19 protein-coding genes are annotated in these 19081 nt (G+C 68.8%); 13 read left to right on the top strand and 6 right to left on the bottom strand.

All coding sequences use genetic code 11. The features are described from left to right. Window positions 1-49: 49 nt before the first annotated feature. From ACFVJS_RS09100 to ACFVJS_RS09090, 3 genes are read left to right on the top strand one after another with little or no spacing between them, the layout of a single operon-like run. Window positions 50-610 carry a chloramphenicol phosphotransferase CPT family protein gene (locus tag ACFVJS_RS09100; RefSeq protein WP_378878620.1) on the top strand — a complete coding sequence of 187 codons (561 nt, stop codon included), beginning with the start codon at window positions 50-52 and terminating at the stop codon, window positions 608-610. Window positions 611-641: 31 nt separating this feature from the next. After that, complete coding sequence (locus ACFVJS_RS09095) at window positions 642-1709, top strand: hypothetical protein (RefSeq protein ID WP_378878618.1); 1068 nt, start codon at window positions 642-644, stop codon at window positions 1707-1709. Window positions 1710-1736: 27 nt separating this feature from the next. Further along, window positions 1737-2420 carry a hypothetical protein gene (locus ACFVJS_RS09090; RefSeq protein WP_378878616.1) on the top strand — a complete coding sequence of 228 codons (684 nt, stop codon included), beginning with the start codon at window positions 1737-1739 and terminating at the stop codon, window positions 2418-2420. Window positions 2421-2426: 6 nt separating this feature from the next. Here the strand turns inward: ACFVJS_RS09090 and ACFVJS_RS09085 are convergent, their stop codons facing one another. Continuing rightward, a complete protein-coding gene (locus ACFVJS_RS09085; protein ID WP_378878614.1) occupies window positions 2427-3101 on the bottom strand; it encodes a DedA family protein in 675 nt (224 codons plus the stop codon). A 42-nt stretch (window positions 3102-3143) separates the two neighbouring features. Beyond that, window positions 3144-3680 carry an orotate phosphoribosyltransferase gene (pyrE, locus tag ACFVJS_RS09080; protein ID WP_378878612.1) on the bottom strand — a complete coding sequence of 179 codons (537 nt, stop codon included), beginning with the start codon at window positions 3678-3680 and terminating at the stop codon, window positions 3144-3146. A 19-nt stretch (window positions 3681-3699) separates the two neighbouring features. Here pyrE and ACFVJS_RS09075 point away from each other — a divergent pair, with 19 nt between their 5' ends. After that, complete coding sequence (locus tag ACFVJS_RS09075) at window positions 3700-4866, top strand: aminotransferase class I/II-fold pyridoxal phosphate-dependent enzyme (RefSeq protein WP_378878611.1); 1167 nt, start codon at window positions 3700-3702, stop codon at window positions 4864-4866. Here ACFVJS_RS09075 and ACFVJS_RS09070 read toward each other — a convergent pair. After that, on the bottom strand, window positions 4863-5642 hold the full coding sequence (locus ACFVJS_RS09070; RefSeq protein WP_378878609.1) for a DedA family protein: 780 nt from the start codon (window positions 5640-5642) through the stop codon (window positions 4863-4865). The two genes, ACFVJS_RS09075 and ACFVJS_RS09070, sit on opposite strands and share 4 nt — an antisense overlap. A 57-nt stretch (window positions 5643-5699) precedes the next feature. On the opposite strand from ACFVJS_RS09070, the gene ACFVJS_RS09065 reads away from it, so the two are divergent. Next, window positions 5700-6389, top strand: coding sequence for a TrmH family RNA methyltransferase (locus ACFVJS_RS09065; protein WP_378878608.1), 690 nt, complete (start codon window positions 5700-5702; stop codon window positions 6387-6389). A gap of 158 nt (window positions 6390-6547) precedes the next feature. On the opposite strand, the gene ACFVJS_RS09060 is transcribed toward ACFVJS_RS09065, so the two are convergent. Together ACFVJS_RS09060 and ACFVJS_RS09055 are read right to left on the bottom strand one after the other, a co-directional pair. After that, complete coding sequence (locus tag ACFVJS_RS09060) at window positions 6548-7039, bottom strand: SigE family RNA polymerase sigma factor (protein WP_378878606.1); 492 nt, start codon at window positions 7037-7039, stop codon at window positions 6548-6550. Continuing rightward, window positions 7036-8157, bottom strand: a complete 1122-nt coding sequence (locus tag ACFVJS_RS09055) for a hypothetical protein (RefSeq protein ID WP_378878604.1) — start codon at window positions 8155-8157, stop codon at window positions 7036-7038. The genes ACFVJS_RS09060 and ACFVJS_RS09055 overlap by 4 nt, the downstream gene beginning before the upstream one ends. Before the next feature lie 163 nt (window positions 8158-8320). On the opposite strand from ACFVJS_RS09055, the gene fbaA reads away from it, so the two are divergent. The 4 genes from fbaA to ACFVJS_RS09035 all read left to right on the top strand — a co-directional run bounded on the left by fbaA (window position 8321) and on the right by ACFVJS_RS09035 (window position 12975). Then, window positions 8321-9343 (top strand): class II fructose-bisphosphate aldolase, encoded by a 1023-nt coding sequence (gene fbaA / locus ACFVJS_RS09050; RefSeq protein ID WP_378878602.1) that lies wholly within the window; start codon window positions 8321-8323, stop codon window positions 9341-9343. A gap of 189 nt (window positions 9344-9532) precedes the next feature. Next, window positions 9533-11284 carry a fibronectin type III domain-containing protein gene (locus ACFVJS_RS09045; protein ID WP_378878600.1) on the top strand — a complete coding sequence of 584 codons (1752 nt, stop codon included), beginning with the start codon at window positions 9533-9535 and terminating at the stop codon, window positions 11282-11284. A gap of 312 nt (window positions 11285-11596) precedes the next feature. Then, a complete protein-coding gene (locus ACFVJS_RS09040) occupies window positions 11597-12319 on the top strand; it encodes a FadR/GntR family transcriptional regulator (protein WP_378878598.1) in 723 nt (240 codons plus the stop codon). Next, entirely contained in the window at window positions 12316-12975 is a 660-nt protein-coding gene (locus ACFVJS_RS09035; RefSeq protein ID WP_378878596.1) for a cache domain-containing protein, read from the top strand. The genes ACFVJS_RS09040 and ACFVJS_RS09035 overlap by 4 nt, the downstream gene beginning before the upstream one ends. On the opposite strand, the gene ACFVJS_RS09030 is transcribed toward ACFVJS_RS09035, so the two are convergent. Further along, window positions 12972-14450: a DHA2 family efflux MFS transporter permease subunit gene (locus tag ACFVJS_RS09030; RefSeq protein ID WP_378878594.1), complete on the bottom strand. Its 1479-nt coding sequence runs from the start codon at window positions 14448-14450 to the stop codon at window positions 12972-12974. The genes ACFVJS_RS09035 and ACFVJS_RS09030 overlap by 4 nt on opposite strands. A gap of 180 nt (window positions 14451-14630) precedes the next feature. Between ACFVJS_RS09030 and ACFVJS_RS09025 the strand changes: the two genes are divergently transcribed. The 4 genes from ACFVJS_RS09025 to ACFVJS_RS09010 all read left to right on the top strand — a co-directional run bounded on the left by ACFVJS_RS09025 (window position 14631) and on the right by ACFVJS_RS09010 (window position 19051). Then, window positions 14631-15044 carry a DUF3151 domain-containing protein gene (locus ACFVJS_RS09025; RefSeq protein ID WP_378878592.1) on the top strand — a complete coding sequence of 138 codons (414 nt, stop codon included), beginning with the start codon at window positions 14631-14633 and terminating at the stop codon, window positions 15042-15044. Window positions 15045-15151: 107 nt separating this feature from the next. Next, window positions 15152-16606, top strand: coding sequence for a lysine--tRNA ligase (lysS, locus tag ACFVJS_RS09020; protein ID WP_378878622.1), 1455 nt, complete (start codon window positions 15152-15154; stop codon window positions 16604-16606). Between the two features lie 27 nt (window positions 16607-16633). After that, window positions 16634-17614 (top strand): helix-turn-helix domain-containing protein, encoded by a 981-nt coding sequence (locus ACFVJS_RS09015; RefSeq protein WP_378878590.1) that lies wholly within the window; start codon window positions 16634-16636, stop codon window positions 17612-17614. A 153-nt stretch (window positions 17615-17767) separates the two neighbouring features. Further along, complete coding sequence (locus ACFVJS_RS09010; protein ID WP_378878588.1) at window positions 17768-19051, top strand: adenylosuccinate synthase; 1284 nt, start codon at window positions 17768-17770, stop codon at window positions 19049-19051. Window positions 19052-19081 lie beyond the last annotated feature (30 nt).

Genomic DNA, 19081 nt, shown 5'->3' with positions numbered 1-19081 from the left:
CCACTCGGCCGACGTACGTGACGCCTCGGCAGGTGGGTAGCCTCCACGCATGCGGACTGGTCGGATCATCCTGCTCAACGGGGCGTCGAGCTCGGGCAAGAGCAGCGTCGGGCGGGAGCTGCTGCCGCTGCTGGAGGACCCGTGGTTCCTGGTGCCGGTCGACGGGATCAGCGGGATGCGGTCGACGGTGCACACGCGGGAGCTCGACGAGGCCGGGATCGCGGAGATGCTGCGGCGCACCCGACTCGGCTACCACCGCGCCGTCGCGGCCCTGGCCTCGGTCGGCAACGACGTGATCATGGACTACCCGCTCAGCGAGACCTGGCGGCTCGACGACCTGCTCGAGGTGCTCGACGGCTACGACGTCACCCTCGTCGAGGTCTGGTGCTCGCCCGAGGAGCTCGAGCGGCGCGAGGCAGCGCGAGGCGATCGTCCTGCCGGTCTCGCCCGATCCCAGACGCTGGTCTACTCCCACCCCTACGACATCCGCGTCGACTCCACCGCCGCGACGCCGGCCGCGTGCGCGAAGGAGATCGCCGAGGCATTTCCCGGACTCACCGCACCCAAGGCGTTCGACCGGCTCCGCCACGGCCGACCTCTCGGCACATGAAGTTGGCCGGGATGAGAAAATGATTCCCGACATGTCTGAAACGAAGCTTCCCCGCCCCGGTCAGGCCACCCTCGCCGGGTGGCTCATCGTGCTCGGCTCCCTGCTCACGGTGGTGACGGCCTGGGACCAGATCGCCGGGCTGCGCAGCCTGGACACCCGTGAGCGGGTGGAGGAGGTGCTGGCCCAGCCGCCGTTGGCCGGCTCGGGGATCGGCCTCGACAACGTCCTCGACCTCATGCACGTGATGGCGCTGGTCACCGGTGCGATCGCGGCGGCGGCGGTGATCCTCGGCTGGCACGTGCTGCAACGCAACAAGCAGGCGCGGCTCGCGCTCACGGTCATCGCGGCGCCCCTCTTCTTCGCCGGCATGTTCGGCGGCGGGTTCTGGTCCACGTTGGCGGCTGTCGCCGTCGTACTCCTGTGGATGTCGCCCACCCGCGACTGGTTCGACGGCGTCTCGCCGACCAAGCGCGAGGCTCTCGACAACAGCGACCCCGACCAGAAGTCGTACGTCGCGCCGACCCCGCCGGAGACCCAGACCGACACCACCACCAGCACCGGTACCGGCACCATCACCGGACCCGCCCGGCTCTCCGAGCAGCAGCCGCCGCCGTGGACCGGTGCGATCGCGCAGCCCGCGAAGGCAGCGCCCACGCGCCGTCCCGGCGCGGTGATGGCGGCAGGCGTGCTCACCTGGGTCGGGTCCGGGTTCACCGCGCTGATGATGCTCGCCTCGGCGGTGACCGCGACCGCCAACCCGGAGCTGATCCTCGACCAGGTGCGCAAGCAGGCGGAGAACGACCCGACGATGCGGGAGGCGGTGGGGCTCTACACCACCGACATCATCGTCGCCTCGGCCTGGATCATGGCCGTGCTGGTGGCGCTCGTGTGCGTCGCCGCCGGCGTGTTCGCCGTCTTCGCGCTCCGTCGCCATTCCTGGGCCCGGGTCGCGCTGATGATCTCCGCCGGAATCTCGGCGCTCTCGCTGCTGCTCTTCGCGCTCGCCTTCCCGCCTGCGGTGATCCTCTTCGGCGCCGCGGTGGCGACCTTCTCGTTCCTGCTGCGACCCGAGGTCGCCGCGTGGTTCCGCACCAAGTGAGCCTGCGGGCCGGATAGGCTCCGCCGCATGTCAGATCAGTACGGCTCCTTCGACAACCCCTACGGCGGCAAGCCGCCGTTCCAGGGGCAGGAGCCGCCACCCCGGACGCCGTACGCCGCACCCCAGCCGTACGCCGCGCCGCACCCGACGCCACCGACACAGCCGACGCAGCCCCAGGGCTGGGGCCAGGCGCCGCCGGCCTACGGTCAGTACGCGATGGGACAGCAGCCCCCGGCGTACCTCCGGCCTCACTACCCGCAGCCCGATCCCGACACCCGTCCCGGCACGGTGGTCGCGGCGTCGGTCATGACGATCGTGGGGTCGGTGATCGCGCTGCTGATCTCGGTGTTCATGGTGCCGGCGGGGATCGCCGACTACAACGACCCGTCGTCCTCGGACAAGGGCGTGACGCTGGCGATGGTGATCTGGTTCGCCGTCTGCGGCGTGCTGAGCCTGATCGCGTTCCCGCTCGGGATCATGGTGCTGTTCCGCTCCAAGGTGGTCCGGGTCCTGCTCACCGTCGTCGGCTCGATCGCGGCATTCCTCTCGCTCTTCACGGTGCTCTACCCGGCGCTGATCATCGCCGCGCTCGTCATGCTGTACGCAGGCAGAGCAGGCACCTGGTTCGCCCGGCGTGCGCCCGGCGACCCGTGGCAGCAGCCAGCGGCGGCGGTGCCGGGACCGACACCGCCGACGCACCAGCAGTTCTAGCCGGAGCTAGGAGACGAGCGAGTCGTCCTTGGCGCCGTTGTCGGAGCCGCGGACCATCTTGTAGACCCGCACCGCGATCCACGCGACGACGGCGACCCCGACGACGAGGATGACGATGTTCTGGAAGCGGCCGACGATCGGCTCGACCTTCTCCCAGTTGTCGCCGAGCTGGTAGCCGGCGACGACGAAGATGGTGTTCCAGATCGCGGAGCCGACGGTGGTGAGGATGAGGAACTTCCAGATCGGCATCCGGGTGACGCCGGCGGGCACCGAGATCAGCGACCGGAAGATCGGGATGAAGCGGCCGAAGAAGACGGTCCAGGCACCGTACTTCTCGAAGAACGCCTCGGTCTTCTCCAGGTCGGAGGTCTTGACCAGCGGCAGCTTCTCGCCGACCCAGTAGACCCGCTCGCGGCCGATCAGCGCACCGACCAGGTAGAGCGCGAGCGCGCCGACGACCGAGCCGAGCGTGGTCCAGATCAGCGCCTCGGCGATCGTGAAGCGGCCCTGGGCGGCGGTGAAGCCGGCCAGCGGCAGGATGATCTCGGAGGGCAGCGGCGGGAAGAGGTTCTCCAGCGCGATGCCGAGCCCCGCACCCACCGGGCCGAGCTTGTCCATCAGGTCGACCGCCCAGCCGGCGACGCCGGTGAGCTCCTCGGGCTGGGTAGAGGTCAGGATCATGGGGCTCTCTTCGAGTGTGTGGGTGGGCCGGGCGGCCGAAGCCTAGGAGGCTGCGTTGACCGCGTCCAGGTCGGCCCGGGTCAGCACGGAGCGGATCTCCAGCGAGACGTCACGCAGCGACTCGCCGGGCTCGGGCGAGCGGTCGATCGCACACACGACAGTGTCCACGACCGCACCAAGCGGACGGAGCGCGTTGACCGCGTCGCGCACCGCGCCACCGGAGGTGATCACGTCCTCGATCAGGGTGACCTTCTTGCCCGAGAAGGACGGCCCCTCGGCGAGCTTGGCGGTGCCGTACTCCTTCGCCTTCTTCCGGATGAAGATCGCCGGGATGCCGGTCTTGGCCGACACCATGGTCACGATCGGGATGCCGCCGAGCTCCAGGCCCCCGAGCAGCTCGGTGCCCTCCGGGAGCAGCTCGACCATCCGGGCCGCGACACGCTCGAGAAGCGCCGGGTCCGCCTCGAAGAGGTACTTGTCGAAGTAGGTGTCGCTGACCTGCCCGGACCGGAGCGTGAACTCCCCGTGCAGGCGGCAGGTGGCGTCGATGTCGGCAGCGAGGCTCTGATCCGTGGTCACGACCAATAGCCTAAGTGTCATGACTGCGCGACGACTCCATGGCATCCCGCCGACGATCTTCTCCGAGATGTCGGCGTTGGCCGCGTCCACCGGCGCGGTCAACCTCGGCCAGGGCTTCCCCGACGTGGACGGTCCCGACGAGATCATCAAGGAAGCCGTCACTGCCTTGGAGAGCGGACGCAACCAGTACGCCCCGGGCCCCGGCGTCCCCGCGCTGCGAGAGGCCGTCGCGGCCCATCAGCAGCGCCACTACGGCCTCACCTTCGACCCGGCGCGCGAGGTCGCCGTGACCACCGGCGCCACCGAGGGGATCGCGGCGGCGATCCTCGCCCTGGTCGACCCGGGCGACGAGGTGATCCTCGTGGAGCCCTACTACGACAGCTACCCGGCGATGGTGCAGTTCGCCGGCGGCGTACGTCGCCCGGTGACGCTCAGCCTGGACGAGTCCGCGCCGGGCGGGAGGCTGCCCCGCGAGGCGCTCGAGGCCGCCGCCTCGGAGGCGACCAAGGTGCTTCTCCTCAACTCCCCGCACAACCCCACCGGCACCGTGCTCACCCGCGAGGAGCTCGAGACCGTCGCCGCCTTCGCCCGCGACCACGACCTGACGGTCGTCTCCGACGAGGTCTACGAGCACCTGACCTTCGACGGGACGCCACACATCCCCATCGCCACGCTCCCCGGGATGCGCGAGCGCACCCTGACCCTGTCGAGCATCGGCAAGTCCTACTCCTTCACCGGCTGGAAGGTCGGCTGGGCCACCGGCCCCGAACACCTGGTCCAGGCGCTGCTCGGAGCCAAGCAGTGGCTGACGTTCACCTCCGGCGCCCCGCTGCAGCCGGCGGCTGCGTACGCACTCGAGCATCTCGACCACTGGACCAAGGAGCTCGCCCTGGATCTGCAGGGGCGGCGCGATCTGCTCTGCGACGGGCTGAAGCGGATCGGCCTGGACGTGACCATCCCGGAGGGCACCTACTTCGCCGTCTCCGACATCACCGAGCTCGGCTGGAGCGACGGGCTCGAGTTCTGCCGGGCGCTGCCCGAGCGCGCCGGTGTCGTGGCCATCCCGCTGCAGGGGTTCTACGACTCCGATGCGGGCAAACATCTGGTCCGGTGGACCTTCACCAAGCAGCGTGAGGTGATCGAGGAAGCCCTGGAGCGACTCGGGAACGGCCGGCTGACGCGCTAGTGGTCGGCGCGGCTGTCGGCCTCGTCGTCCGCCGGCGCGCGCGGCCGGACCGCCATCCCGAGGATGTCGCGGTCCGGGTGACCGTCGTGGTCGAGGTCGCCGGCCAGTCGTGAGGCCGTACGCCGCCGCCGCCACCACTCCACCATCGCCGGCGCGAACGCGAGCGCGAAGAGCAGCAGGATCAGGTAGTCGACGTTGTCGGCCAACCAGGGCCAGCGCGCTCCGACGAAGAACCCGAACAGGGTCACCGCGAGCACCCACAGCACGCCACCGACGAGGCTCCAGAAATAGAACCGCCGCCGATCCATGTGGGTGACGCCGGCGACGACGGTGACATAGGTGCGTACGAAAGCGATGAACCGCCCGATCACCAGTGCCTTGTTGCCGTGTTTGTCGAAGAACTCGCGGGTCTGGTCGAGGTGTCGCTTCTTGATGAATCGACCGTCGCGTTCATAGAGCCGCGGCCCGATCTTGCGCCCGATCTCATAACCGGTCACGTTGCCCGCGAACGCGGCGACGACGAAGAAGAGCATCGCGATGATGATCTCGACACCCGGAGGCCCGGGAAAGATGTCGATCTTGCCGGTCGCGATGAAGATTCCGAGCGCGATCAGCAGGCTGTCGCCGGGGAGGAACGGGAAGAAAAGACCGCACTCGACGAAGATGATGATCAGGCTGATCCAGAAGAGCGGCTCGCCGAAAGTGGCCAGCAGAAAGTCCGGACTCATCCATTCCAGACCGGCCACCAGCGGCGCAAAATTCCCCGCACCTGTCACGCGCCCTACGGTACCCATAGGTAACAACTCTTGTTGCACGAATATTCTGTCTTGTCGATGAACGAGACACGTCAGTCAGAGGGTGAATCCCGAGCGCCGTACGACCCGATGCCCCACGGGCAGCCCGAGGTCGGCGTGGGCCCGTGGCAGGGGGAGTGGCCCGAGGGAGACCACTGGGACCCGGAGCTGCTGGCCAACGGCGACCGCCGCAACGTGGTCGACCGTTACCGCTACTGGACCCTCGAGGCGATCGTCGCCGACCTCGACCGGCGCCGCCACAGCTTCCACGTCGCCATCGAGAACTGGCAGCACGACTTCAACATCGGCACCATCGTCCGCACCGCCAACGCCTTCCTCGCCGCCGAGGTGCACATCGTCGGCAACCGCCGCTGGAACCGTCGTGGCGCGATGGTCACCGACCGCTACCAGCACGTCCATCACCACCCGGACGTGCCGGCGCTCGCGGCGTACCTGCATGAACGGGACGTACGTCTCCTCGGTATCGACAATCTCCCCGGCTCGCTCCACCTGGAGACGATGGAGCTGCCGAAGTCGGTCTGCTTCCTCTTCGGGCAGGAGGGACCAGGTCTGTCCGAGCAGGCCCGCGAGAGCGTCGACGGCACCTTCTCGATCGCCCAGTTCGGCTCGACCCGGTCGATCAACGCCTCCGCCGCCGCGGCGATCGCGATGCACTCCTGGGTCGTCCAGCACGCCGACCTGTCCTCCGAGGAGGCCTGGCGCGGCTGACGGGACGGTAAAGCGGTTACGCCCCGGTGTCTTCCGCGAAAACATGATCCGCTAAAGTTAACTCCTGGGTCGCCCGGATGTGCCCCTTCTCAGGGTGCGTGGCCTCGGGGCCGGGCGGCAGCGGGGACGCCAGGACCGCCCGACCCTTCGTGCTCCGCCTATGTTCGCGAGGCGTTCCCCGGCTCCAGGCAGCTACGCAGCGCGGCCAGCCCCCGCGAGGAGTGGCTCTTCACGGTTCCCTCGTTGATCCGCAGCTCCCGCGCGGTCTCGGCAACCGACAGCTGCAGCCAGTGACGCAGGACGACCACCTTGCGCTGCATCTCCGGCAGCTCCTGGAGCGCGTCGAAGAGCTCGGACCGCTCCTCGACCTGCTCCGCCGGACCCGGCCGCTCGGGCAGGTTGCCCGACCGCTCCCGCTTCCACCACGGCCGCCGGGTCTGGTCGATGTGGGCGCGGACGAGGATCGTCCGGACGTACGCCTCCTCCGATCCCGACTCCACCCGTCGCCACGACGCGTACAGCTTCACCAGCGACGTCTGCACCAGGTCGTCCGCCCGGTGCCAGTCGCCGCACAGCGCGTACGCCACTCTCACCAGGCGTGGCCGTCGGGCCGCGACGAACGCGGTGAATGCCTCGTCGTGCGCGCTCATCGCCACATCCCCTCGTCGGCAGGGGTGTGACGTGCGACCGCCGCGATGAACTCGTCGAGGGAGAGCGGCGCACGGTCCTCGGCTCGAGGAGCCGGGAGCACGACATACGAGACGGCCTGGGTGGTGCCGCCCTTCTCACGGATCAGGACGTAGCGCTCCTTGTCGCGGACGGTGATCCGCGCAGCCGCTGTCCGCGACGATCCGTCGGAAAAGGCGCCGCCGATGTCCGGATCCGCCGCTTGATCGACGATCTCCACTCCGTCCGCAGCCGGGACGACCTCCGAGCCGGATCCGAACTCGACCACATCGGTCGGGGTGCCTTCGAAGCCGTTGTCCCCGGGGCGGAAGTCGCGGCGCCGGTCCGCGTCTGCGGCCTCGGCCAGCCACTCGTCGATCGTCTGGCCGGGAATGGCGTAGGTCCCGGAACCCCCGAACGACTCGCCGCCCGCCGTGCTGCTCCCGCTGAGGAGCATCCAGCGCACGAGGCCGTCTCGCTCGACGACAGCCCCGACCGAGTCCCAGGGTGTCGCGTAACCCAGGGGGTTGGGGATCTCGCGGACGATCTTCCAGTCGTCGCCGACGTCGAGCCTGCCGTTGATCCACTCGGGCTCCAGCGGCCTGAGCGAGATGTCGTCGACCCAGGTCCGGAAGTCTTTCGTAGTTGTGCGGGAGGCATCCGTGAAGGCGATCTCGCTCGGGAGCTCGAAGTAGGCGTAGATCGTCTTCTCGCCGTCGGTCGCCGCGACCGCCAGCGAGTTGTTGACCGTCATCGGACCGACCCTGTCGACCTCCGTCCAGCCGTCCTGGAACGTCGTCTCGCCGGTGTCGAAGTCGTACGCCACCGGAGCCAGGTCGCTCAACGGGATGGCAGCCGGTGGCGGCCACTCCTCGTCGGTCGAGTGCGTCGCGATCGGCGGGTTCGGGGTGGCGGTGTCACGTGAGGGGACGACGACCGCGCCGATGCCGACCACCGCGGCCACCGCAGCGGCGGTGCCCACGACCGCGGCGAGCCGCCGGCGGCGTACGAGCCTCTTCCCGTCCGCCACGAGCGCGGCCGGGTCGGGTTGTGCGGGCGGGGGTCGGGGGATCGCCCGTTCCAGGGTTTCCTGCCAGTCCATGATGCCTCCAAGGTCAGTGTCACCTGTGGATACGGATCTCGTGGCAGATCGGTTGTCCTGGTTGATCGATCCAACTGCGGGCGTTGGGCGGGGCGGCCCGGGGGCGCATTACGCTGGCCACCAGCGCACCGGTCGAGAAACGGATCTTCAAGGAGACCCCCAGATGCCCATCGCCACCCCCGAGAAGTACGCCGAGATGCTCGCGACCGCGAAGGAGAAGGGGTTCGCCTTCCCCGCGATCAACGTCTCCTCGTCGCAGACGCTCAACGCGGCGCTGGCCGGCTTCGCCGAGGCCGGCTCGGACGGCATCATCCAGATCTCCACGGGTGGCGCGGAATACCTCTCCGGCCCCACGGTCAAGAACATGGTGACCGGCTCGGTGGCCTTCGCGGCGTACGCGACCGAGGTCGCCAAGTCCTACGACGTCAACATCGCGCTCCACACCGACCACTGCCCCAAGGACAAGCTCGACGGCTTCGTACGTCCCCTGCTCGAGCTCTCCGCCGAGCGCGTGCAGCGCGGCGAGGCCCCGCTGTTCCAGAGCCACATGTGGGACGGCTCCGCCGTGCCGCTGGCCGAGAACCTGCAGATCGCCGAGGAGCTGCTGGCGCTGGCCAAGACCGCCCACATCGTGCTCGAGATCGAGGTCGGCGTGGTCGGTGGCGAGGAGGACGGCATCGTCGGCGCGATCGACGACAAGCTCTACTCGACCCCTGAGGACGCCATCGCCACCGCCGATGCGCTCGGCATCGAGGGCTACCTGACCGCGCTCACCTTCGGCAACGTGCACGGCGTCTACAAGCCGGGCAACGTCAAGCTCCGTCCCTCCATCCTGCGTGACGCCCAGGACGCCGTCGTCGCCAAGCTCGGCCTGCCCGCCGGCTCGAAGCCGTTCGACCTCGTCTTCCACGGCGGCTCCGGCTCGAGCGCCGAGGAGATCGCCGAGGCGGTGTCCTACGGCGTGGTCAAGATGAACATCGACACCGACACCCAGTACGCCTTCACCCGCCCCGTCGCCGGCCACATGCTCGCCAACTACGACGGTGTTCTGAAGGTCGACGGCGAGGTCGGAAACAAGAAGCAGTACGATCCTCGCGTCTGGGGCAAGCTCGCGGAGGCCGGTATGGCCGCTCGGGTGGTCGAGGGTGCCCAGCATCTCGGTTCTGCGGGCAACTCCATCGGCTGAGCAACACGCCGGGGACAGGCCAATGGTCCCGATTCGGAAAACGTTGTGGCACACGGCATAGCAAACACGGGCTTATGTCGTTGTGCCGGTCATTGGTAAAGCGATTCAATGCCCTGGCTGGACGGCGACTCACGGGTAAGACAGTCGAACCGTCCCCTCGGCGTTGATCTTGGGAGGGACATCCTCGGAATGGAAACCACTGCGCGAAACCGCACCATCGGCGGAATCGTCATAGGCGCGATCATCCTGATCCTGCTTCTTGTCTTGTTCTCCTGCACCGTGAGCGGCGACCCGGAAAGCTCGCCGACCAAGGATCCGACGACGGGGGAGTCCTCGCTCCCCAGCGATCCTGACACTCTCGAGCCGGACGACAAGCCGTCGGACAAGGAGTCCGACGAGCCGGAGGTCGTCGAGGACGACATCGTCCCGGCCGCCAACACCGGTGTGACCTTCATCCCCGCGGGCAACGTCCCGTCGGGAAGCACGCCGACCTGTGAGCTCGACCCGAGCGCCTGTGAGGACACCCGTCCGCCGGGCGCCGGTGTGGACATCTGTGAGATCCGCCCGGACCTGACCCAGTGCCAGGAGCCGGAGCCGACTCCGACCCCGCCGCCGGGTGACGGCGAGCCGACCACCCCGCCGGACGACGGTGACGATGACTGCCTGCTCCCGCTGGGCCTGCTTTGCCCGCCAGGTGATGGTGATGGCGACGGCGACGGCGACGGCGACGGCGACGGCGACGGCGACGGCGACGGCGAAGATCCTGGGCCGGTCGACAGGACCAAGCCGAAGTGCACCACTCCTCCGGTCGTCACCTCGAAGACTGATCTCCTCGGGCTCAAACTTTCCTACGACGTCGAGTGGGGTGCGGCGACCGACAACAGTAACTCAGTCGAATACCTCATCTTTGTCGATGGCGGTGAGGTGACCAGGACGTCCCGGACGTCCTACACCGCGGTGCTGCCCCTCGCGGCAGACGAGTTCTCTGTTGTCGCTGTCGACCCGTCGGGCAACCGCGACAACTGCGGTTCGGTCGCGCTCAATGACGACAGGGCTCCGGAGATGGGTCCGGTCGACTGCACGGTCGTCAGTTCGACCGAGCTCAAGCTGACGTGGGCTGATGCCTCCGACGACAGCGGCAGGATCCACCACTACACGGCGACGAACGACCAGGGCGAGCAGGCCGCGGAGCACACGGCAAACAGTGCCACTTACACCGATCTGCAGCCGGGAACCGACTACAGTTTCGGAGTCACTGCGACCGACTGGAGCGCCAACGAGTCCGAGGCGAGCACGGTTGAGTGTGCCACTGAGGGCGACGCGGAGAACCCGAAGGCCCCGACGGGCCTCAAGGTTGACAACCTGACCGAGACCACCGCTGACCTTTCGTGGAACGCTTCGGATGACGACTCCGGTGTCGACCACTACGAGGTCACCTGGGCGGCTGAGGGTAGTGAACTGGGCGGCGACGACACGACCGAGGACGTGAACTACCACGTTGAGGGGCTGACTCCGGGGACCACCTACACCTTCACTGTGGTCGCGGTCGACGTAGTCGGCAAGAGGTCTGGTCCGGCGACCGAGTCGGGCACGACGACCGACGGTGTCGCTGTGGCAAACGAGCCGAACAAGCGCTCGAAGGTCCCGACCAAGAACCCAATCGAAGCGCCTCTGGATGGACCGACCGAGAAGGACTCGCCGCTGCTTCCGGGTCTGGACGACGTCCTCCCGGGTGGCGACGACGCTGCCGAGGCGCCCGCCGAGGAGCCGGCCGAGCCGGAGGCGACTCCGAGCGAGTCGGAGAGCCCGCTGGCCGAGCGGCCGACGACCGAGGAGCCTGCTGAGGAGGCGACCGAGGAAGCTCCCGCCGAAGAGGACGAGGGCGGTCTGCTGGACAACATCGGTGACGCGCTGACCAGCGCCGTGGCCGCGGTGTTCTAGCCTCACCCGCACAGCAACAGGGCGGGGAGAGCCGAAAGGTTCTCCCCGCCCTGTCGTATTCAGAGGCAGGTCGTCCCAAAAATCAAGGAGTCGGATGCCCAGCGCCCCCCACAAGCCCTGGACATCCGACGATCTTGGGTGACCGACACCAGTGTGCGTCAGCCGTGCGCACAGATTAGGCATAGAAACGCCCTTTGTTCCAGATGGTTAAGACGAAATTCATGAAGTTCCTGTGCCGATTCGAACAGATTCGAACAGATCGGAGGGGCCGAATCATATGGAGCCATACATTAGGATTTTGGTGTGCGTGTGATGACCTCTCGAGCCCGCGCGGCCATCTTCGCCCCGATCGGCGACGAGGGCCGGGCCGCGCGCGTCGAGAACCGTCTCGCGGAGGCGATCCGCTCCGGCGTACTCGCGCACGGTGAGCGGCTCCCCAGCGAGCCCGAGCTCGCCCAGATGCTCGGTGTCGCGACGGTCACCGCGCGAGAGGCTCTGGTCGCACTGCGCGCCAAGGGCTTGGTGGTGACGACCCGCGGGCGCGGCGGCGGCTCGTTCGTACGCGCCCCGGAGAGCGCCGACCTCGTCGAGGACCGGCTCGCCGCGATGTCGCGGATCGAGCTGCGGGACCGGGCCACGGTCTACCTGGTGGTGCTCACCGGCTGTGCGGAGATCGCGGCGGAGCGTACGGACCCTGACGAGGTCGAGGATCTGCGAGACCTGCTGATCCCGCTCAACGTCAGCGACGTGGCCCGCTGGCGCAGCGCCGACAGCGAGCTCTACCTGTCGGTGGCCGCGCTGACCCAGTCGGCCCGGATGACCCGCGAGGTGGTGCGCCAGGAGGCCGACTTCGGCGCGTTGCTCCGGATCCCGCTCAACGAGCCAGGGTTCCGGGAGGCGACGGCGACCCGCCATCAGGAGCTTGTCGAAGCCCTCGCATCAGGGGATGCTGTCAGGGCACGGGAGAGCGTACGTGAGCACATCGCGCACTCCCTGGAACGCTTGGCTGAGATCCATGAGGCGGTGCGGCGATGACCAAGACGATGACTCCGCTCGACTGCGTAGCCCAGGTCGAGCAGCACTTCGGGCCGATCGTGGCCGAGCTGGAGCGTGTACGCAACGAAGTGGCCGCCCTCTTCGAGGCCGGCCCGGTCACCACCGCATCGCTGCGCGAGCGGCTCGAGCCCGGCTCCCTGGAGTTCCTGCGCAACCCCAACCTGATCGGTGGTGGCTTCGTCGCGGCGCCCGGGGCGCTCAGCGACCGCCGGCTCTACCTCGTCTGGTGGCAGGGCGAGGAGCGTGATTTCCTCGGTGACGCCGACGCCCCGGCGACGGGGGAGGCCATCGACTACACCCGCCAGCCCTGGTACCGCACCCCGGAACGCACGGGGGAGCTGACCCTGGTCGGCCCGTACGTCGACTTCGTCTGCACCGACGAGTACGTCATGACCACGACAATGCCGGTCTACGCCGGCGGCCGCATGGTCGGCGTCGCGGGGGCCGACACCCTCGTCGAGACGCTGGAGACGATGCTCCTGCCCGGGCTGCGCGAGGCCGGCGCGACGCTGGTCAACGGTCACGGCAAGGCGATCGTCTCGGCCGACCCGCAGCTGGCCACCGGCGACCCGCTGACGACCGCCCGCGACATGATCCCGTGCCGCGGCCTGCCGCTCTCGGTGGCGCTCTCCTAGGCGGACGGCTTCGTCATGTGGCGCGGGGTGGTGAAGAAGAGCACCGCCACGAAGCCGACCACCAGCGCGACCGCCGGGAGCAGCATCACCTCCGACATCGCCTCGGCGAACCTCGGGGCCATCGCAGGCGGGACCGAGGAGCCGGCCGTGGTCTCGTGACCGCCCGCCAGCGACCCGCCGAGCCCGTGGGCGTTGAGACGGAGGTCGATGAGCACGGCGACGGCGGCCGAGCCGACCACCGACCCGACCAGTCGGGTGGCGTTGTAGACGCCTGAACCGGCTCCGGCCAGCCGCATCGGTACGTTGCGGGTGGCGGTCGCCGCCAGCGGCGCCCAGACGGCCGCCGAGCCGAGCCCGAAGACGGCCATCGGCGCCAGCAGCTGCCACAACGCCGAGTCGACGGTCATCGGCACCGCCAGCCAGAAGAGCGAGACGGCGCACAGGAAGAAGGCCGCTCCCGTCAGCAGCCGCGGGTGCATCCGGTCGGTCAGCCGGCCGACGAGCGGAGCGGCGACGAAGGAGACCAGCGCCGTCGGTACCATGATGAGCGAGGCCTCGAGCGCGGTGTAGCCGCGGACGAGCTGGGCGTAGAGCATCAGCGGGAAGCCCTGCGCGACCGCCGCGAAGCCCATGCAGGAGATCGCCAGGCTGGAGACCGAGAAGTTGCGGTCGGTGAAGATGTGCAGCGGCACCAGCGGCTCGTTGCGGTTGCGCGCCTGCCACCAGACGAAGAGCCCCATGATCGCGATCCCGCCGAACACCAGGGCCCAGGTGAGGGCGTCCCAGCCCCGCTGCTCGCCGTTCTGCAGGCCGAAGACCAGGCAGAACATGCCGACGCCGCTGAGCCCCACGCCGAGCCAGTCGAAGACGTGCGGGTGGGTCCCCAGCTCGGGGACCAGCAGCCAGTTGAGCACGATCGCGATGACGCCGATCGGCACGTTGACGAAGAAGATCCACTCCCAGCCGCCGGTCGCGACCAGCGCTCCACCCGCGAGCGGGCCGACGAGCGTCGCGATCCCCGCGGTCGCACCCCACAGCGCCATCGCCGCGCCGCGCCGCTCGGGAGGGAAGATGCGGGTGATCGTCGCCATCGTCTGCGGCGTCATCATCGCCGCGCCGAGGCCCTGCACCGCCCGTGCGGCCACCAGCGACTCGATGCTGCCGGCGAGCCCGCACCACAGCGACGAGGCCGTGAACACGGCCAGCCCGGCGAGGTAGACCCACTTGGGCCCGAAGCGGTCCCCGAGCCTGCCCATGATGAGGACCGGCACCGCGTAGGTCAGCAGGTAGGCGCTGGTCACCCACAGCACCGCGTTGGCGCTCGCGTCGAGCTCGTTCATGATGTCCGGCGTCGCGACGGTCACGATCGTCATGTCGACCAGCAGCATGAAGAAGCCGATGCACAGCGCGAACAGGGCCCGCCACGGATGCTCCGTCGTCGGCGCGGCAGTCGTCTGCGTCATCGGCTCGGTCATGGGCCCCAGTCAAACGGAGGCGCTCGCGAATTGCGAAGCAATCGCAAATAGTCCAGCGCCGGAGCGCCCCTCGTCTGGACGCAGCGGAGGGAGGAGCGAAGCGACGAGTGGAGCGGAGGAAGATGAGGGTCAAGCGGAGGCGCTCGCGAATTGCGAAGCAATCGCAAATAGTATGGGGGCATGACGCACCAGGACCTGATGGCCGGACCGCCGCCGACCCACCTCCCCGCCGACCCTGCGACCGACGAGCTGGCCGCCGGCACCGAGCCCGCCGAGGTCGTACGCCGCCACCCCGCCTCGCCCGCCGCCTGGGCGGCGCTCGCCACGGCCGCCAAGGAGGCCGGCGCCGAGGACGTGACCATCTACGCCTACGCCCGCGTCGGCTACCACCGCTCGCTCGACATGCTGCGCCGCAACGGCTGGAAGGGCCACGGTCCGGTGCCGTGGGAGCACGAGCCCAACCGCGGTTTCCTGACCAGCCTCGCCCTCCTCGCCGAGCAGGCCAAGGTGATCGGTGAGACCGACGAGTGGGAGCGCTGCAGCGAGTTCCTGCGCGACAGCAGCCCCACCGCGTACGACACCCTCCTGGGCTGATTACCGAATCGCGTCGGACCAGCGATTTCGCCTAGCCTTGCCCTGTGACTGAGCAGACCTCCAACGCCCCTGACGCCCCCGAGGTTCAGCAGAGCCTGAACGAGCAGATGATCGTTCGGCGCGAGAAGCGCGAGCGCCTGCTGGCCGAGGGCAAGAAGGCGTACGCCATCGAGGTCGGCCGCACGCACACGCTCGCCGAGGTGCGGGAGGCCTACGAGGACAAGCTCGAGGCCGGCGAGGAGACCCAGGACGTGGTCACCGTCGCCGGCCGGGTCATGTTCGTCCGCAACACCGGCAAGCTGGCCTTCGCCACGCTCCAGGAGGGTGTCGGCACCCGGCTCCAGGTGATGCTCTCGCTGGCAGAGGTGGGCGAGGAGTCGCTCGCGGAGTGGAAGAGCCTGGTCGACCTCGGTGACCACGTCGCCGTCACCGGCCGGGTGATCTCCTCGCGCCGCGGTGAGCTCTCCATCATGGCGAGCGAGTGGCAGATGGCCTCCAAGGCACTGCGGCCGCTGCCGGTGCTCCACAAGGAGCTCTCGGAGGAGTCGCGGGTCCGCCAGCGCTACGCCGACCTGATCGTGCGCCAGGAGGCGCGCGACATGGTCCGTACGCGCGCGAAGATCACCCAGGCGATCCGCCGCTGCCTGGAGGACGACGGCTATCTCGAGGTCGAGACGCCGGTCCTGCAGCTCATCCACGGTGGCGCGCACGCACGGCCGTTCAACACCCACATGAACGCGTTCGACCAGCCGATGACGCTGCGCATCGCGCTCGAGCTCAACCTCAAGAAGGCGGTCGTCGGCGGCGTCGACAAGGTCTACGAGATCGGCCGGATCTTCCGCAACGAGGGTGTCGACTCCACGCACAGCCCCGAGTTCACGATGATCGAGGCCTACCAGGCCTACGGTGACCAGTTCACCATCGCCGAGCAGATCCGGAAGATGTACCTCGCCGCCGCCGACGCGGTCGGCTCCCGCCAGGTGGAGACAGAGGCCGGTGTCATCGACCTCGACGGTGAGTGGACGTGGCTGCCGGTCTACGAGGGTGTCTCCGAGGCCGTCGGCGTCGAGGTCACGCCCGCCACCGACGTCGAGACCCTCAAGGCGCTGGCCGACAAGCACGACGTCGAGCTCGACCCGGCCTGGGACGCCGGCAAGATCGTCATGGAGCTGTGCGGCGAGCTGGTCGAGCCCCACCTGCTCCAGCCGACCTTCCTGTGCGACTTCCCGGCGATCGCCCAGCCGCTGGCGCGGATCAACGACGAGGAGCCCGGCAAGGTCCTCGCCTGGGACCTGATCATCGGCGGTGTCGAGCGCGGCACCGGCTTCACCGAGCTGATCGACCCGGTGGTGCAGCGCGAGGTGCTCACCCAGCAGTCGCTCCTCGCCGCCGGCGGCGACCCCGAGGCGATGCAGCTCGACGAGGACTTCCTGCGCGCGCTGGAGTACGGCGCCCCGCCGATGGGCGGCCTCGGGCTCGGCCTGGACCGGGCGATCATGCTCTTCACCGGTGCCGGGATCCGCGAAACGATCCTCTTCCCGTTGCTCAAGCCGGAGGCGTGACAACTATCTGGCACTAGAGTGCCAGATATGGAGAACGGCCGGTCGCAGACGCTGATGACCGCGCTCGGGTTCGACCCGGGCGCGGCGCAGCTCTACAGTCGCCTCCTCCCGCTCAACGGCTGGCCGGTGGTGGTCGTCGCGGCGACGCTGTCGACCTCCGTGGACGAGCTGAAGGAGGAGGGCACGGCGCTGATCGAGAGCGGCGTGATCTGCGTGAGCGAGACCCTGACGGTGCTCAGCCCGACAGCGGTGGTCGCCCACATGCTCGAGCGGGCCGCGACCAGGGCGCAGGACGCCCACGACCACCTGCTCAAGATCTCCCAGTCGGTGCCGTACGTCGCCGGCACCGCCGCCCGGCTCCCGGCTCCGATCGGCGAGGAGCACCCGATCGAGGGCGAGGTGGTCACCACCGAGTTCACGCCCGAGACCTTCGAGCGGCTGGTCTCGGCGACCTCGGGCGACATGATGTGGCTGCGGCCGGCGGTCACCGTGCACCCCTCCGAGATGCGGTTCATCTCGGTCATCGAGGCCACGATCAAGTCGGGCCGCCGGTGCCGCGGCATCTACCCGGTGGCCGCCCTGAAGCACTCGCCGGACGTGCTCCGGATGCGGGTCGAGATCGGCGAGGAGATCCGGATCCTGCCCCGCGTCGCCACCCACCTGATGGTCGTCGGCAGCACGCACGCGATGTTCCCGGACCCGCTCGGCCCGGTGGAGCAGCCGATGATCAACGTACGCCAGCGGGGCATCGTCGAGGTGGTCACCTGCTACTTCGAGGAGCTGTGGCACCGTGCCCTTCCGGCGGCCGAGCTGGAGGATCTGCCGAGCGCCGAGCGCCGGCTCCTGCTCGCCGAGCTGGCCAGCGGAGCCCAGGACGAGCAGATCGCCCGGAGGCTCGGGGTCTCGCTGCGTACGGTCCGGCGACGGGTCGCCGAGCTGCTCGAGGACCTCGGTGCGACCTCCCGGTTCGAGGCGGGCGTCGAGGCCGCACGGCGAGCCTGGCTGTGACGTACGCGTCCGGATTTGCTAGCGTGTGGTCGCAAGAGCCCTGGTCTTGCCAGGGCTTTCTGCATTTTGATGGATCCAGCACACACTAGGTATTGGTGCGTTGAGCAGCCGCCTCAGGGCGGAGGGACTCCGTCCGGAGCGAAGGAGCAACACATGCCCGCGATCACGATCATCGGCGCCCAGTGGGGCGACGAAGGCAAGGGCAAGGCGACCGACCTTCTCGGTGAGCACGTCGACTACGTCGTGAAGTTCAACGGCGGCAACAACGCCGGCCACACGGTGGTGATCGGCAAGGAGAAGTACGCCCTCCACCTGCTGCCCAGCGGCATCCTGACCCCCGGCGTGACGCCGGTGATCGGCAACGGCGTGGTCGTCGACCTCGCCGTCCTCTTCGAGGAGCTGAGCGGCCTGGAGGAGCGCGGCGTCGACATCTCCAAGCTGAAGCTGTCGGCCAGCGCCCACGTCATCGCCGACTACAACCGCCAGCTCGACAAGGTCACCGAGCGGTTCCTCGGCTCGCGCAAGATCGGCACCACCGGCCGCGGCATCGGGCCGACCTACGCCGACAAGGTCAACCGCATCGGCATCCGCGTCCAGGACCTCTTCGACGAGTCGATCCTGCGTGGCAAGGTCGAGGGCGCGCTGGAGCTGAAGAACCAGCTGCTCTCCAAGGTCTACAACCGGCGCGGCTTCACCGTCGAGGCGGTCGTCGAGGACCTGCTGTCCTACGCCGACCGGATCGCGCCGATGGTCTGTGACACCGGTCTGCTGCTCAACCAGGCGCTCGACAAGGGCGAGACCGTGCTGCTCGAGGGCGGCCAGGCGACGCTGCTCGACGTCGACCACGGCACCTACCCGTTCGTGACCTCCTCCAACGCCACCTCGGGCGGTGCCTGCACCGGCTCCGGCATCCCGCCGACCCGGATCGACCGCGTCGTCGCGATCGTGAAGGCCTACACCACCCGTGTGGGCGAGGGGCCGTTCCCGACCGAGCTCTTCGACGCCTCCGGCGACTACCTGCGCGACAACGGCCACGAGTTCGGCACCACCACCGGCCGCCCGCGCCGCTGCGGTTGGTACGACGCCGTCATCGCCCGCTACGCCGCCCGCGTCAACGGCGTCACCGACTTCGTCCTCACCAAGCTCGACGTGCTCGGCGGTCTCGACGAGATCCCGGTGTGCGTGGCCTACGACGTCGACGGTGTCCGCCACGACGAGATGCCCGTCAACCAGTCCGACTTCCACCACGCCAAGCCCATCTTCGAGATGCTGCCCGGCTGGAAGGAGGACATCTCCGGGGCACGGTCGTTCAGCGACCTTCCGGCCAACGCCCAGGCGTACGTGAAGTACGTCGAGGAGATCTCCGGCGCCCCGATGTCGGTCATCGGCGTCGGTCCGGCGCGCGACGAGACGGTCATCATCAACTCCCTCACCTGAGGTCGTGAAGCTGAGAGTGGTCTATGGGCC

Origin of the sequence: Nocardioides sp. NPDC057772, assembly GCF_042798075.1 — a bacterium.
GTDB lineage: Bacteria > Actinomycetota > Actinomycetes > Propionibacteriales > Nocardioidaceae > Nocardioides.
Note: the sequence above shows the minus strand (reverse complement) of the source record. Positions and strands in the feature narration are given on the sequence as shown.

Excerpts from the sequence above, each read along its gene's own strand:
- ACFVJS_RS09100 (WP_378878620.1), top strand. The coding sequence starts at position 50 with ATGCGGACTGGTCGGATCATCCTGCTCAACGGGGCGTCGAGCTCGGGC.
- ACFVJS_RS09095 (WP_378878618.1), top strand. The coding sequence starts at position 642 with ATGTCTGAAACGAAGCTTCCCCGCCCCGGTCAGGCCACCCTCGCCGGG.
- ACFVJS_RS09090 (WP_378878616.1), top strand. The coding sequence starts at position 1,737 with ATGTCAGATCAGTACGGCTCCTTCGACAACCCCTACGGCGGCAAGCCG.
- ACFVJS_RS09085 (WP_378878614.1), bottom strand. The coding sequence starts at position 3,101 with ATGATCCTGACCTCTACCCAGCCCGAGGAGCTCACCGGCGTCGCCGGC.
- ACFVJS_RS09075 (WP_378878611.1), top strand. The coding sequence starts at position 3,700 with ATGACTGCGCGACGACTCCATGGCATCCCGCCGACGATCTTCTCCGAG.
- ACFVJS_RS09065 (WP_378878608.1), top strand. The coding sequence starts at position 5,700 with ATGAACGAGACACGTCAGTCAGAGGGTGAATCCCGAGCGCCGTACGAC.
- ACFVJS_RS09060 (WP_378878606.1), bottom strand. The coding sequence starts at position 7,039 with ATGAGCGCGCACGACGAGGCATTCACCGCGTTCGTCGCGGCCCGACGG.
- ACFVJS_RS09055 (WP_378878604.1), bottom strand. The coding sequence starts at position 8,157 with ATGGACTGGCAGGAAACCCTGGAACGGGCGATCCCCCGACCCCCGCCC.
- fbaA (WP_378878602.1), top strand. The coding sequence starts at position 8,321 with ATGCCCATCGCCACCCCCGAGAAGTACGCCGAGATGCTCGCGACCGCG.
- ACFVJS_RS09045 (WP_378878600.1), top strand. The coding sequence starts at position 9,533 with ATGGAAACCACTGCGCGAAACCGCACCATCGGCGGAATCGTCATAGGC.
- ACFVJS_RS09040 (WP_378878598.1), top strand. The coding sequence starts at position 11,597 with ATGACCTCTCGAGCCCGCGCGGCCATCTTCGCCCCGATCGGCGACGAG.
- ACFVJS_RS09035 (WP_378878596.1), top strand. The coding sequence starts at position 12,316 with ATGACCAAGACGATGACTCCGCTCGACTGCGTAGCCCAGGTCGAGCAG.
- ACFVJS_RS09030 (WP_378878594.1), bottom strand. The coding sequence starts at position 14,450 with ATGACCGAGCCGATGACGCAGACGACTGCCGCGCCGACGACGGAGCAT.
- ACFVJS_RS09025 (WP_378878592.1), top strand. The coding sequence starts at position 14,631 with ATGACGCACCAGGACCTGATGGCCGGACCGCCGCCGACCCACCTCCCC.
- lysS (WP_378878622.1), top strand. The coding sequence starts at position 15,152 with ATGATCGTTCGGCGCGAGAAGCGCGAGCGCCTGCTGGCCGAGGGCAAG.
- ACFVJS_RS09015 (WP_378878590.1), top strand. The coding sequence starts at position 16,634 with ATGGAGAACGGCCGGTCGCAGACGCTGATGACCGCGCTCGGGTTCGAC.
- ACFVJS_RS09010 (WP_378878588.1), top strand. The coding sequence starts at position 17,768 with ATGCCCGCGATCACGATCATCGGCGCCCAGTGGGGCGACGAAGGCAAG.